The following is a 13,671-nucleotide window of genomic DNA, read 5'->3' as shown; positions in this document are numbered from 1 at the left end:
ACTCAAAATAGAGTTTCTTAAAAAATTGAACGAAAAAGGGATGAGTGAAAATTATATGGGTATAGGTGTCAGTCTATTTTTGTTTGCGGTGTTGATTTTATTTAGTGCTTTCTTCGTGGCTACCGAGTTTGCGATTATTAAAATCCGTTCCAGCCGGGTAGATCAGCTGGTCGTGGAGAACCGTAAAAACGCACTGGCGCTACAAAAAGTCGTCAATAATCTGGACGGCTACCTGTCCGCCTGTCAGCTTGGTATTACGATTACAGCGTTAGGACTCGGTTGGCTCGGTGAACCGACTGTAGTCAAACTGCTGGAGCCTCTCTTTCAACAGCTCAACATCAATGGGGAGTTTTCACATATCCTGGCCTTTATTATTTCATTTGTCATTGTAACTTACCTGCACGTGGTGATCGGCGAACTGGCTCCCAAAACATTGGCGATCCGCAAAGCGGAAGCTGTCAGCTTGTTAACCTCTCCAGTCATCGTGTGGTTTAACCGGATTATGTATCCGTTTATCTGGCTCCTTAACGGCTCGGCCAATCGCCTGGTTCGTCTGTTTGGTCTTCAACCGGCTAGTGAGCATGAAGAAGCGCACTCTCAGGAAGAAATTCAGATCATTTTGTCCGAAAGCGTGGAAAGTGGTAAGATCAATAACACCGAATATGGCTACGTGAATCGTATCTTCGCTTTTGACGAGACCGTTGCCAAAGAAATTATGGTGCCACGTACAGATATGGTATGCTTGTTTACGAATCGCTCGCTCAAAGAAAACATGCAGACTATTCACGAAGAACAGTATACCCGTTTTCCGGTAGCGACAGACAGCAAGGATCAGATCATTGGTATGATTAATACCAAGCAGCTATTCCTTGAGTATGATCGCAATCCCGAGCTTGTTTTCGATAGCTTGATTCAACCGATCTTGACCGTTCCGGAAGTTATCCCCGTCAACACGCTGCTGAAACGTATGCAGAAGGAGCAGGTTCATATCGCTCTCCTGGTCGATGAATATGGTGGAACCTCTGGTTTGATTACCATTGAGGACATTTTGGAGGAGATTGTCGGCGAAATCCGGGACGAATTTGATAAGGATGAACGGAAGGAAATCGAGAAACTGACGGAGAACAGTTATTTGATGGATGGTAAAGTGATGCTTTCCGATCTGAGTGATCTGACGGGCTTGGCATTGGACGATGAAGACGTGGATACTGTCGGAGGGTGGGTGTATAGCCGGGTTCCGGAACCGAGACAGGGCAAGGAATTCATAGAAGATGATGTGAAATTTATCATTCGTGAAATGGGTAAAAATCGTATTCGTCGGGTGGAAATTATTTTACACCACAAATCCCCGACCTCGGAAATGGAGTCGGAATCGGACACTTCTTCCCAGGAGTGAACCTTTGTGATCTGAGCGACCAGCATACTGCACTTGGCACTTGCGTTCACTCCTACTGAAATGACATATTTTTAGGGCAAACGACTCAGGTTGTTTGCCCTACATGCGTGTAAGGAGGAGCTAGTAAATTGGATATTTTATCATCTATTATTATGGGAATTATTGAAGGGCTGACAGAGTTTTTGCCGGTCTCTTCGACGGGTCACATGATCCTTACGGCTGATCTTCTAGGGTTGAACACCGAGAATGATACGGTCAAAACATTTGAGGTTATCGTACAATTAGGTGCTGTAATGGCGGTCGTTGTATTATACTGGCGCAGATTCCTCAGCCTGTTTGATTTCAGACGCAAAATCTCATCCCAGCCACGTCTAAACCTGTTACATATTATTTTAGCCATGATCCCTGCGGGATTAATTGGTGTACTGTTCCGTGATGTAATCAAGCAATACTTGTTTGGTCCTGAAACGGTTTTGTACAGTTTGGTCATCGGGGGCTTGCTCATGATCGCGGCTGAAAAATTCCATCCGCCTATTAGATCACATACGTTGGATGAGATCACGTACAAACAAGCCTTTACCATCGGTGTGTTCCAAGTCCTAGCTCTGTGGCCAGGCTTCTCTCGTTCAGGCTCAACTATGTCTGGGGGCCTATTCGCACGTGTAAGCCATACGGCAGCCGCAGAATTTACATTCCTCGTATCTGTTCCGGTCATGCTGGGTGCATCAGGGATTGATATGATTAAAAGTATGGATCATCTGTCTATGAGTGATTTCCCGGTGTTCGCAGCCGGCTTTATTACTGCATTTATCGTCGGTATGCTGGCAATCAAAACGTTCCTCGGTCTGCTCAAACGCTTGAGCTTGACTACGTTTGCCATCTATCGTTTCGTGCTGGCAGCTGTGTTCTTTTTCATTATTTTGTAATCATTGTTTGGTATCCTACAACCAAAAAGGGATATCCAAGTGGCCTTAAGGTCAGCCTTGGATATCCCTTTTGCTATTTCGCGGGCTTCAATAGATCATCCTGATCTAGATCTACCATGCGTACTGATTACTGTTTGGATTCCAGCGTAGTCAGATATTCCGAAACTTGAGCTGGCGTTTTGGCGTATTTGCTGTGCAAATGAGCAATTTTCTCCCCATTTCGGAACACGAGCAGGCTCGGAATGCCGCGTACTTGATTTTGTTCAGCAATCGGCTGAAACTTCTCGGCATCCAGCGCAAAGAAACGCTTATCCGCGTTCTCCTTCATAATGCCGTCCATAAATTTATCCAGCGTCTTGCAATCTGGACACCAGCTGGTATCAAATTTCACGACAGTTAGACCGTCACCATTAATTAAATCCTGATATTGCTGCTCAGATTCGATGCGTTCCATTTATTGGTCCCTCCTAGAGTGAACTGATAATATCTTCACATTCACATATGAATGATAAATCAGGCTTATTCCTATATTGTAATGATTCTTGTATATATTGCAACTGGAATGAGTACATGTTCGAGCGTATACTTCACTTATCCTACTATGGCTCGGGTCAGCGGTATTGCGCGTCATAACGATTGGCTCGACTGATTTGCTGTAGCGTCTCTCGCTCGTGCTCAGTTAGCGGTGCAATATCTGCTGCAGAAATATTATGCTCCAATTGTCCCAAAGAGCTTGCACCCGGAATCACAGCCGCGACAGCCGTATGGGACAGGCTATAACGGATTGCCGTCTGCTCCATACTACGCTCCGGTCCTGCAAATGCCTTTAATTGCTTGCGCACGTCCAGTAGCTCTGCCTCTTCGTAGTCTAGGTATCCCTTGGCCGCCTTTTCTTCCCCCTTGTCAGCCAATACACCGCTCGCCACGGGTCCACGTGCAATCACGCTAATTCCCCGCTCCTGCAGCAAAGACAATACTTCTTCCTCTGCACGCCGGTCTAGTAAACTATACTGATTCATAACACTAACGATATTCGAGCGTTCCACATATTCACGGATGACATGCGGGCGAATGGAGGAAATACCATAGTAGCGGATGACACCCTCCTGCTGCAGTTGCTCGAAAGCCTCAATGGTTTCATCGATCGGATCGTCAATCGTCCCTCCGTGCAGCTGATACAGGTCGATATAGTCCGTTCCCAGGCGGCGCAGACTCTCTTTAACGGCGGACAGGATATATTTCTTGGACGGGTCCCATTCCCATCCCTCCTGCCCTGGTATACGCCGATTGCCGACCTTGGTCGCCAGGATGACATCCTGCCGCCGTCCACGGATTGCTGACCCTACAATTTCTTCATTGCGCCCATGCTGGTACAAATCGGCCGTATCCAACAGATTTACACCCCTGTCTAACGCTTCATGAATCAAGTAAACGGCTTGCTGCTCCTCCGTACCGACCGACATACATCCCAAGCCAATCTCACCTACCAGCAAATCCGAAGATCCCAGGCGGTTTTTCTTCATTGTTGTCCCCCCTCACTTCCATGACGCATAACTTAAAATTTTAACATTTCTCTATTATACGAAAAATACATACAAAAAAAACAACCCCAAGGACATAGAGACTCCACGCTCTCCAATCCGTTGAAGTTGTTGTATGAAATCTGTATTCCATTTTATGCTATCCGAACAGCCACTGTATGGCCTTAGGAAACTGACGCTGAAAACAATCCACACGATGTACCGCATCTTGATCCAGCTCAAGCAGCACTTCTTTGGCATCCAATCCCTGTGTCAGCAGCACCTCGTATGCCTGGAGGGTCAACGGAACCATATCTTTTTGTACATTCGTCTTCCCTTCACCTTCACGGGTCCCAACAGATATATATATACGGTGTGTCCCAGCCATTACAGTGGCAAATGATGCAGATTGCATATAATTGATCATACCGGGAAACCAATACGAACCCGAGATCGAACCAATACGTCCAAATATATGCTGATAACGGAAGGCTGCATACATGGAAATCAGTCCACCCAACGAAGCACCAATCATCCCAGTATGCTCTAGCCCAGTTTGCACTGGATATTTTGCCTCGACGTATGGCATTACTTTTGTAACCACAAACGCCAGATACGCATCTCCTTCACCGCCAAAAGCAGGTCTTCCCTCTACTAAAGCAACTGCCTCCCAAGGCGTATAATCGTCCAGCCGATTCACAGGCTGAATGCCCACCAGCATTACACGGGGCAGCTCTCCCGTAGAAAAACCTCTTTCCAGCTCATCCAACCCGCTTAGAAATAAAGAGCTGCCATCCTGTACATACAGCACAGGATACAGCTCATTATGATTCACAGATACGGGAGGTGTATAGATGTGCACAAGATACCCATCTAATGAAATTTCATCTACATGACCCTTCATCCTACATAGTCCCCCATGATGTGAATGTATGCATTACAGTGCAGCATCTATTTCCTTGATCATTTCAGATACGGATTCCAGACCATTACCTGACAGGTACCAGTAGTTAGGATCCAGGTATACAATATGACCGTTTTTATAAGCATTCGTTTTCTTCACCAGTTCATTCTCAATGGTTTGTTTACCTGTAACCTGTTCCTTGCCTTCCTCGACCACCACAGCCCCACGGTCAACGACAAAAATATAATCTGGATTTTTTTGCTGTACATATTCAAAAGAAACCTTTTGTCCATGCGTCGATACTTTAATGCCAGGATCTACAGGAGTTACGCCAAAAGCATCATGAATGATACCAAAGCGGGATTGTGAGCCGTATGCACTCAGGCTTCCTTCATTTGTCAGTACGATCAATCCTTTAGCCTTGCTCGCTACAGCCTTGTCATGTACAGCCTTAATGGAGCTATCAATCGCAGCCAGTTCCTGTTTGGCAGCTTCCTCTTTGTCGAAGATTTGCCCCAGCGTTTCAACGTTTTTCTTAAAGGAATTGATATAATCCTTGGTGTCTACAGCCATCGAAATAGTAGGTGCGATTTTGCTCAACTCTTTATATGCATCAGCTTGTCTGCCACCAATGATGATCAGTTCAGGAGAGAGATCACTGATTTTCTCGTAATCCGGCTCAAACAGCGTGCCCGCACTTGCATATTTGGAATCTTTATATTTGTTCAAATACGTAGGAAGATCCTGCTGCGCTACCGCCGCAACGTCTACGCCCAGCTTATCGAGCGTATCCAATGAACCAAAATCAAAAACAACGACATTCTTCGGATTGACTTTGACTTGGACCGGGTTTTCATCCAGTGCGTGTTTGACCGATACAGTTTTGGATTCCGTTGTTGCAGTTGAGGAGCCATCGCCAGTCGCTTCCTGTGTTGCCGGAGCCGCTTTGCCACAGGCCGATACGATCAGTACCAGTGCAAGCATCAGTGTTAAAAACATCAAATTTTTCTTCATTTTACATTCCCCCTAAGTGAAGTACACACAAATTTTATGATCACCGATCTGTTGAATCGGAATATCCATATCGTACAAATCCTTTAATACCTGACTATCGATCATCTCGTCAGCCGTTCCTTGTTTCAGCAATCTGCCATTCTTCATCCCGACAATATGGTCCGAATAGCAGGAAGCAAAGTTAATGTCGTGAAGCACCACCAGAATCGTTTTGCCCAGATCATCCACTAAATTGCGCAGCGTCTTCATAATCTGAACCGAATGCTTCATATCCAAATTGTTCAGCGGCTCATCCAGCAGTATGTATTCCGTGTCCTGTGCCAGAATCATAGCAATAAACGCCCGCTGCCGCTGTCCCCCACTGAGCAAATCAATATGTTTGTCCTTCATATCCTCCAGTCCCATGTAGGCCATAGACTGCTCTACCATTTTGCGATCCTCGCTGTTCAATCTGCCCTTGGAATACGGAAAACGGCCGAAGCTGACCAGTTCCTTCACGGTTAAGCGGATGTTGACATCATTAGTCTGTTTTAAAATGGATATCTTCCGGGCTAGCTCCTCACTTTTGGTCAGGCTCACGGCCTGTCCGTCAATGAGGATTTCTCCCTCATCACTATCTGTTAGGCGACTGATCATCGACAACAGGGTGCTTTTCCCAGCGCCGTTAGGTCCAATAAAGGAGGTAATGGTGCCTTTAGGTATAGTGACGGACACCTGCTCCACCACATTTTTATTCCCGTAGCGTTTGGTTACGTTTTTGACTTCTACCATGATTTATTCTCCCGCAGCAAAAGGTACAGGAAGTACACCCCCCCGATAAAGTTAATAATGACGCTGACTGTTGTTGATAAATCGAATACTCTTTCCGCCAGCAGTTGGCACCCTGCCAAAGCAATGACACTAACACAGATGGAGGCCGGAATAATATAACGGTGCTGATACGTCTTCATCACCTGATAAGCCACATTGGCCACAATTAATCCGAGAAACGTGATCGGTCCAACAAGTGCCGTAGATATGGAGATGAGAATCGCTACAATAATCAGCAATCTTTTGATGATATAACTGTAAGGGAGGCCTAAATTAATGGCATGCTCCCGTCCGAGCGACAGCACGTCCAGGTACTTAATAAATCTCCACGCATAAGCAAATACGAGCACAAGCACGAATACAGAAAGCCATAACAGTTCGGTGTTTACATTACTAAAGCTGGCGAAGCTCTTGTCCTGAATTTTCGCAAATTCGTTCGGATCAATCAGTACCTCCATAAAGGTAGACAGACTGTTAAACAGCGTCCCGAACACCAGACCGATCAGCAGAAGTACATAAATACCCCGTCCATCCTTGCGGAAAATTAACTTGTATAGCAATCCCGCGAACAACACCATCATCCCCACTGACAGCAAAAAGTTTAATTCTTTGCTGGTCGAAATCAATGGGACGGAACCAAATGCAAAAATAATCGTCGTCTGAATCAGCATATACAGTGAATCCAGCCCGATAATACCCGGAGTCAAAATCTTATTATTCGTAACCGTCTGGAAAATAACGGTCGCAAAAGCAATGGAGCCACCTGTCAGAATGAAAGCTGCGACCTTTTTCAATCGTCGCGGCAACGCGTAATGCCAGGTGTGCGGAAGATCGATAAACACAAAAGCAGCAATCAACACAAGCGCGGCAGCGGCTAATATTCCGATTTTTAATTTAGGATTCATAAGCCCTTCTCCTCAGCAGCAAATACAAGAACAGCGCGCTCCCGATCACACCAACCGTAAGCCCTACAGAAATTTCATATGGGTAAATGATCACCCGTCCCAAAATATCGCAAAACAGCACAAAAACGGCGCCCAAGATCGCTGTATGAGCCAGGCTCTTTTTCAGATTATCCCCCATGTACATACTGACCAGATTGGGTACAACCAGCCCCAAAAAGGGAATCGTCCCGACGGTTAAGATGACAACAGAGGACACCAAAGCCACGATCACCAAACCCACATTGACGGTGCGCTTGTAATGTACGCCCAAGTTGGCTGCAAAATCCTCACCCATACCTGCAATTGTAAAACGATTCGCATATATGTACGCCAACGCAACCAAAGGAACACTAAGATACAGCATCTCGTAGCGGCCACTCATGATTAGAGAAAAATCCCCCTGCATCCACGAAGAAATGCCCTGGATCAGATTATATTTGTAGGCAAAAAAAGTCGTCACCGAATTTAAAATGCCCCCAAACATCAGACCAACAAGCGGGATAAATACCGGGTCCTTGAAACGGATTTTATCCAATATCTTCATGAAAATCAGCGTTCCCCCTAGAGCAAATCCAAAAGCCGTCAGCATCTTCGTCCAAAATCCCGCCGTTCCAAACACCATAATGGCCATCAGCACACCTAATCGTGCCGCATCCATCGTCCCTGCGGTGGTGGGCGAAACAAACCGATTCCGGGTAAGCTGCTGCATAATCAGCCCGCAGATACTCATACTCGCCCCTGCGATAATGATGCTGATCAAACGTGGAAATCTGCTAATCAGGAGCACCTGCGCTTGATCGTTGGTTAAGTGGAACAAATCAAGTGGAGTCACATCATGAACACCGATGAACACCGAGGCGAAGGCCAGTACCAGAAAAGCTAATATTAAATAGCGCAATTTCATCTCTAACTAAGGGAGCCTGTCCAATAACTCGTACCAAGCTTCGGCCCTGTCCTCCCCTCCAATAATGATAATCATTATCAAAAACAACTAGGATAAATTATAGCAGTGATATTGTATCTGTCAAATTCTTTGAATTGTTTTAAGCATGACCAAACAGCCGTGCGATAACCAGTGAGCAAATACGAGCAAAATCCAGTAAACTAGAAAGAGAGCCCGTGAGTCCAGCTATATTTAGTTGTGAAAGCATATAGGAGGAAAAAGATGAACCGCATATTAATCGTTGAAGATGATTTAGCTTTGAGTAATGGCATTACTCTCGCTCTTAAAGGACCTAACAACGAATTTGTGCAAACACATGACCTTAGTACTTCAAAAGAACAATTGGCAAGCGCTGCTTTTGACCTAGTGATTCTTGATCTAAATTTGCCAGATGGAAACGGACTAGATTTTTTAACCGATATTCGTAAAACAACAACTTTGCCGGTCATTATTTTAACTGCACATGATATGGAAACAGATATTGTAACTGGTTTGGAATTGGGCGCCGATGACTATATCACTAAGCCCTTCAGTCTGATGGTATTAAGGGCACGAGTAGACGTCCAGTTAAAAAAGAACAAGCGTATTCTTGCAGAAACCATTCAGATAGATGCTTTTTCTTTTTCATTTGATAAGATGGCGTTTGCTAAAAAGGGTACACCTGTGGAGCTAAGCAAAACGGAGCAGAAATTGCTTCGCCTCTTAATTGATCATCGTGGGAAGATCATTACCCGTGATCATTTGGTAGACAGCATCTGGACAGATGGCGCTGAGTATGTGGGCGAAAATGCCTTGTCAGTCACCATAAAAAGGCTACGTGACAAGCTGGAGGACCTTCCTTCCTCTCCTCAGTACATTAAGACTGTGTACGGTATCGGATACACTTGGGCGGTGAAATGAATGACGACCCTGAATTATGCGTGTTTTGGAATTGCTATTACTGCTCTTTTCATAGCCGGGGTTACCATTCTTCTCTATCGTAAGAACGTACATAAAACAATGAAGACTATGGATCATATGATTGAAACTGCAATTAGTGGCGAGTTTTCAGAGCGTGTTTTTGACGAATCCGTCTTATCAGCAGTAGAGGCCAAGCTTGCGCAATTTCTTTCCATTTGCTCCGTTTCCTCGAAAAATTTGTTGGCAGAAAAAAATAAAATAAACGAGCTCATTTCTGACATCTCGCATCAAACGAAAACACCTATTGCTAACATCATCCTCTACTCACAACTGCTTAATGAATATGATTTGCCACCGGAAGGCTCCACTTGTGTAAAGGCTTTATCCACACAAGCCGAAAAGCTTCATTTCCTGATCCATTCCTTAGTAAAAACATCACGGCTTGAAACAGGGATTATTAAATTGTCGTCAAGGCAGGAGTCAGTTCAGAAGCTACTAACTACTGCACTGGAACAAATTATGCCGAAGGCAAACGCTAAAGGGATTTCGATTACTATGGAGAGTAAAGAAGAAATCCAGGCCTGTTTTGATTTAAAATGGACGGTTGAGGCGATCTATAATATTTTGGACAACGCCGTCAAATATACAGAAATTAGCGGGAATATATTCATTAAAGTGAGTGCTTATGATTTATTCTGCCGAATTGATATTACTGATAATGGCATTGGGATTGCTGAGGAAGAACACAGTAAGATTTTCAAGCGCTTCTATCGGTCACAAACTGTAATCTCGCAAGAAGGTGTCGGGATTGGACTATTTTTAGCAAGAGAAATTGTTTCGGCTGGGGGCGGATACATCAAACTATGGTCACGCCGAGGCCGTGGTTCCACCTTCTCGATTTTTCTCCCCATAGACAAGTAATTCTTACAACACTGTTAGATTTCAGAAAGATTGTAGAAAGATTGATATGGTAAAGTCTGTATTGCGAAGTATTGGTGTACAGACTATTTTTCATGGAGGAGAAATGAATGACTCTGTTAAAAACTCAGGAGTTGAAGAAGTATTATGGTAACGGGGATACCGCTGTTCATGCCCTAGATGGAGTGAACCTGGAGGTGGAAAGCGGAGAATTTGTGGCCATTGTCGGTACGTCCGGGAGCGGCAAATCTACCCTTCTCCATATGCTGGGTGGACTTGATCGTCCGACAAGTGGAAACGTTACGATTGACGGTAAAGATATTTTCACATTGAAAGATGAAGAATTGACTATATTTCGCAGACGAAAAATTGGCTTCGTATTTCAAAATTACAACCTAGTGCCTGTTTTAAATGTCTACGAAAATATTGTGCTTCCGATTGAACTGGATGGTAAAGAACCGGACAAAACCCACATAGATAAAATTGTACATACCTTGGGTCTGGACCAAAAGTTGAATAACCTGCCCAACAATCTATCGGGGGGCCAGCAGCAGCGCGTAGCTATCGCCAGAGCATTGGCAGCAAAACCTGCAATTGTTTTAGCAGACGAACCCACCGGGAACCTGGACAGTAAAACCAGTCTGGATGTGATGGGGCTGATCAAAGTATCCAGTCAACAGTTCCGCCAAACGATGGTGATGATTACGCACAACGAGGAAATTGCCCAAATGGCAGACCGGATTATTCGGATTGAGGACGGTAAAATGGTCGGTGGTGAAGGCAAATGATTCAGGTTAGAAATAAAAAAACGATCCGTAATCTGGCAGATAAGAGCTTCAAAGTAAACAAAGCCCGTAACCTCTTTGCCATTGTTGCCATATCTCTCACTTCATTGTTATTTACAACGTTGTACACCTTGGGGCTCGGTGCTGTTGAAAACTTACAACGGGCAACTATGCGACAGTCCGGTGGAGATGGACATGCCGTACTTAAATATATAACGGATGATGAATTTAATCATGTCAAGGATCATCCATTGATCAAGGAAATTGCTTATAACCGTATATTAAGCGACGGAGTTAAAAACGATAAATTTCTAAAACGTCACACAGAGTTCTGGTATTACGATGATGTAGGGTTGAAGCTCGGTTTAATTGAACTTAATGCGGGGCACAAGCCTGTGGCGAAAAACGAAGTGATTGCAGACTCCAAGACGTTGCAGCTATTGGATGTTCCACTGAAAATTGGAGCACCTTTGAGGCTAAAGCTTGATATACGAGGTAAAGAAGTACAGCGTGATTTTGTCCTCTCTGGCTGGTGGAAAAGCGATCCTGTGTTTAGCGCAGGACAAATATTGGCCTCCAGATCCTATGTGGATGCTCATGCCAAGGAATTACAAAGCAACTATAAAAAAGATCACTTCCATACAGGAACCATTAGTGCATATATGATGTTCGACAACAGCCTTGATTTGCGAGGAAAGCTCAATAAAGTGATTACCGAAAGCGGTTATTCACTTGACGAAGATGCACCGAACTATATCGCGAATAATGTAAATTGGGCATACATCTCGACTAATTTTAGTTTAGATACAGAGACAATCATAGCGTTAACTTCTGCCCTGTTACTGATCATGTTTACCGGTTATTTGATTATATATAATATTTTCCAAATATCAGTGATGCGAGATATCCGTTTTTACGGTCTCTTAAAGACGATCGGTACAAGCCGCAAGCAGATACGCCGGATTATTCGCAGACAAGCACTGATTCTATCAGCGCTAGGAATCCCGATCGGATTGATAGCAGGTTTTTTTGTCGGTAAATCGCTCGTGCCTTTTATCATAAATATGAGTATATATAACGGTACCGAGGTATCGGTATCCCCCAACCCATGGATTTTTATAGGATCGGCTTTGTTCGCACTCATTACCGTAATGATCAGCACTTTCAAGCCAGGCAGAGTTGCCTCGTCCGTATCGCCGGTAGAAGCAGTCAGATACACAGGTGGAGTAAACAAGAACAATGGTAAGCTGAAAAAATCAACCGGAGGTGCAAAAATCCACCTCATGGCTCGTTCCAATTTGGGGCGTAATAAAAAACGCACCGTTTTAGTGGTTATAAGTCTTTCTTTAAGCTTGGTCCTTCTGAACACTGCCTTCACACTATCTCGGAGCTTTGATATGGATAAATTTTTAGCCAAATTTAATGATACCGATTTTCTCATTGCTCATGCCGAATATTTCCAGGTTCCCAGCAGTTTTAGTGGGCAAGAAAATGGGACCACCGAAAGTTTTATTAAGGCTGTACAGGCACAACCAGGCTTTGAAGAAGGCGGCCGATTGTACGGTGACCCAACAGCTTTCACGGCTGAGAATACAAAGGGAATTACGGATGATACCCAGAACACTGACGCTCACGGCAACTTCCTTGTAGACGTGTATGGGCTGGAAGATTTGCCCCTGCATCGACTGCAATTGATTGATGGTGAGCTTGATTTTAAGAAACTAGCTTCCGGTAAGTATATCCTGGAGGGAGTCGAACTGAACGACAACGACAAGCCTTACATGGAAAGCATTCATCATAAAGTGGGGGAGAACGTTACATTGCATAGTTATGCAGGAACAGCAGATGCTCCACTGAATACAGAGGATATAGCACATAAGTTTACAGTACTTGGCCATGTCGGTATCAAATCCACCAATTCGAATCGCCTTTCGAGCTATAATAGCTTCTACCTCCCGGCAGAAATATACAAATCACTTGTAAAAGAGCCTGCTGTGATGAGCTACGCCTTTAATGTATCCTCAAATCAGGAAGCGTCAATGCAGAGCTTTTTGAAGCGCTACACTGAAGCAATCGAACCGATGATGAACTACGAATCCAAAATTACATCAAGGGACGCTTTATCAGGTATGCAAACCACTGTTGAGTTGATCGGTGGCACGCTTAGCTTGATTATTGGTCTGATTGGTATCCTGAACTTTATTAATGCAATTTTAACCAGCATACTGACCCGACGTAAAGAATTTGCTATGCTACAGAGCATGGGCATGACCAAACGGCAGCTGCGGGGAATGCTGATTTATGAAGGACTGTATTATATTTGCGCCACCAGCCTGACCTCTATTCTATTGGCAGTCTTATTTTCTCTTTTGATTGTAAAACCGTTTTGCAGCTTGCTATGGCTTTTAAGCTATCACTTTATACTTTGGCCACTTCTAGCCTCATTGCCTTTACTGTTATTGCTTGGGATACTTATTCCAGTAGCAGTCTATTCTATGAACAACAAACAAAGTATTGTAGAGCGACTTCGAGAATCAGAGTAGATGCACTTAAAATATGAAAGTAAAATACCCATGAGCGCCAAAAAAGATGACTCCTGATCCATTCAGAG

13 protein-coding genes are annotated in these 13,671 nt (G+C 44.4%); 6 read left to right on the top strand and 7 right to left on the bottom strand.

Annotated elements, in window-relative coordinates:
• Positions 1–55 precede the first annotated feature (55 nt).
• The gene (locus KSP24_RS17805; RefSeq protein WP_016324731.1) at positions 56–1,396 is read left to right on the top strand and encodes a hemolysin family protein; all 1,341 of its coding nucleotides are present in this window, start codon (positions 56–58) and stop codon (positions 1,394–1,396) included.
• Between the two features lie 128 nt (positions 1,397–1,524).
• Positions 1,525–2,322 (top strand): undecaprenyl-diphosphate phosphatase, encoded by a 798-nt coding sequence (gene bacA, locus KSP24_RS17800; protein ID WP_013373128.1) that lies wholly within the window; start codon positions 1,525–1,527, stop codon positions 2,320–2,322.
• Positions 2,323–2,449: 127 nt separating this feature from the next.
• Here the strand turns inward: bacA and KSP24_RS17795 are convergent, their stop codons facing one another.
• From KSP24_RS17795 to KSP24_RS17765, 7 genes are all read right to left on the bottom strand, one after another.
• Positions 2,450–2,776 (bottom strand): thioredoxin family protein, encoded by a 327-nt coding sequence (locus KSP24_RS17795; RefSeq protein WP_013373129.1) that lies wholly within the window; start codon positions 2,774–2,776, stop codon positions 2,450–2,452.
• 157 nt (positions 2,777–2,933) lie between these two features.
• Positions 2,934–3,845, bottom strand: coding sequence for an aldo/keto reductase (locus tag KSP24_RS17790; protein ID WP_025674750.1), 912 nt, complete (start codon positions 3,843–3,845; stop codon positions 2,934–2,936).
• A gap of 157 nt (positions 3,846–4,002) precedes the next feature.
• On the bottom strand, positions 4,003–4,746 hold the full coding sequence (locus KSP24_RS17785) for an alpha/beta hydrolase (protein ID WP_129550003.1): 744 nt from the start codon (positions 4,744–4,746) through the stop codon (positions 4,003–4,005).
• Positions 4,747–4,779: 33 nt separating this feature from the next.
• Positions 4,780–5,760 carry a siderophore ABC transporter substrate-binding protein gene (locus KSP24_RS17780; RefSeq protein WP_013373132.1) on the bottom strand — a complete coding sequence of 327 codons (981 nt, stop codon included), beginning with the start codon at positions 5,758–5,760 and terminating at the stop codon, positions 4,780–4,782.
• Positions 5,761–5,772: 12 nt separating this feature from the next.
• A complete protein-coding gene (locus KSP24_RS17775) occupies positions 5,773–6,531 on the bottom strand; it encodes an iron ABC transporter ATP-binding protein (RefSeq protein WP_013373133.1) in 759 nt (252 codons plus the stop codon).
• The gene (locus KSP24_RS17770; RefSeq protein ID WP_017425553.1) at positions 6,525–7,475 is read right to left on the bottom strand and encodes an iron chelate uptake ABC transporter family permease subunit; all 951 of its coding nucleotides are present in this window, start codon (positions 7,473–7,475) and stop codon (positions 6,525–6,527) included. Before KSP24_RS17770 ends, KSP24_RS17775 begins: the two co-directional genes overlap by 7 nt.
• Positions 7,465–8,418: an ABC transporter permease gene (locus KSP24_RS17765; RefSeq protein ID WP_058711509.1), complete on the bottom strand. Its 954-nt coding sequence runs from the start codon at positions 8,416–8,418 to the stop codon at positions 7,465–7,467. The genes KSP24_RS17770 and KSP24_RS17765 overlap by 11 nt, the downstream gene beginning before the upstream one ends.
• A gap of 261 nt (positions 8,419–8,679) precedes the next feature.
• On the opposite strand from KSP24_RS17765, the gene KSP24_RS17760 reads away from it, so the two are divergent.
• The 4 genes from KSP24_RS17760 (at position 8,680) to KSP24_RS17745 (ending at position 13,603) form a co-directional block, all read left to right on the top strand.
• Positions 8,680–9,357 carry a response regulator transcription factor gene (locus tag KSP24_RS17760; protein WP_058711510.1) on the top strand — a complete coding sequence of 226 codons (678 nt, stop codon included), beginning with the start codon at positions 8,680–8,682 and terminating at the stop codon, positions 9,355–9,357.
• A complete protein-coding gene (locus KSP24_RS17755; protein WP_058711511.1) occupies positions 9,358–10,278 on the top strand; it encodes a sensor histidine kinase in 921 nt (306 codons plus the stop codon). It begins immediately after the preceding gene.
• A gap of 107 nt (positions 10,279–10,385) precedes the next feature.
• Positions 10,386–11,063 (top strand): ABC transporter ATP-binding protein, encoded by a 678-nt coding sequence (locus KSP24_RS17750; protein WP_058711512.1) that lies wholly within the window; start codon positions 10,386–10,388, stop codon positions 11,061–11,063.
• Entirely contained in the window at positions 11,060–13,603 is a 2,544-nt protein-coding gene (locus KSP24_RS17745; RefSeq protein WP_216976091.1) for an ABC transporter permease, read from the top strand. Before KSP24_RS17750 ends, KSP24_RS17745 begins: the two co-directional genes overlap by 4 nt.
• Positions 13,604–13,671: the final 68 nt, after the last annotated feature.

Source organism: Paenibacillus sp. AK121 (assembly GCF_019042715.1).
Classification (GTDB): domain Bacteria; phylum Bacillota; class Bacilli; order Paenibacillales; family Paenibacillaceae; genus Paenibacillus; species Paenibacillus polymyxa_C.
The sequence above is the reverse complement of the archived record's forward strand: the minus strand, read 5'-3'. Positions and strand labels throughout refer to the sequence as shown.

What these genes read in the sequence shown, in the direction of transcription:
- KSP24_RS17805 (WP_016324731.1), top strand. Translation starts at nt 56, where the DNA reads ATGGGTATAGGTGTCAGTCTATTTTTGTTTGCGGTGTTGATTTTATTT.
- KSP24_RS17795 (WP_013373129.1), bottom strand. Translation starts at nt 2,776, where the DNA reads ATGGAACGCATCGAATCTGAGCAGCAATATCAGGATTTAATTAATGGT.
- KSP24_RS17790 (WP_025674750.1), bottom strand. Translation starts at nt 3,845, where the DNA reads ATGAAGAAAAACCGCCTGGGATCTTCGGATTTGCTGGTAGGTGAGATT.
- KSP24_RS17785 (WP_129550003.1), bottom strand. Translation starts at nt 4,746, where the DNA reads ATGAAGGGTCATGTAGATGAAATTTCATTAGATGGGTATCTTGTGCAC.
- KSP24_RS17780 (WP_013373132.1), bottom strand. Translation starts at nt 5,760, where the DNA reads ATGAAGAAAAATTTGATGTTTTTAACACTGATGCTTGCACTGGTACTG.
- KSP24_RS17775 (WP_013373133.1), bottom strand. Translation starts at nt 6,531, where the DNA reads ATGGTAGAAGTCAAAAACGTAACCAAACGCTACGGGAATAAAAATGTG.
- KSP24_RS17770 (WP_017425553.1), bottom strand. Translation starts at nt 7,475, where the DNA reads ATGAATCCTAAATTAAAAATCGGAATATTAGCCGCTGCCGCGCTTGTG.
- KSP24_RS17765 (WP_058711509.1), bottom strand. Translation starts at nt 8,418, where the DNA reads ATGAAATTGCGCTATTTAATATTAGCTTTTCTGGTACTGGCCTTCGCC.
- KSP24_RS17760 (WP_058711510.1), top strand. Translation starts at nt 8,680, where the DNA reads ATGAACCGCATATTAATCGTTGAAGATGATTTAGCTTTGAGTAATGGC.
- KSP24_RS17755 (WP_058711511.1), top strand. Translation starts at nt 9,358, where the DNA reads ATGACGACCCTGAATTATGCGTGTTTTGGAATTGCTATTACTGCTCTT.
- KSP24_RS17750 (WP_058711512.1), top strand. Translation starts at nt 10,386, where the DNA reads ATGACTCTGTTAAAAACTCAGGAGTTGAAGAAGTATTATGGTAACGGG.
- KSP24_RS17745 (WP_216976091.1), top strand. Translation starts at nt 11,060, where the DNA reads ATGATTCAGGTTAGAAATAAAAAAACGATCCGTAATCTGGCAGATAAG.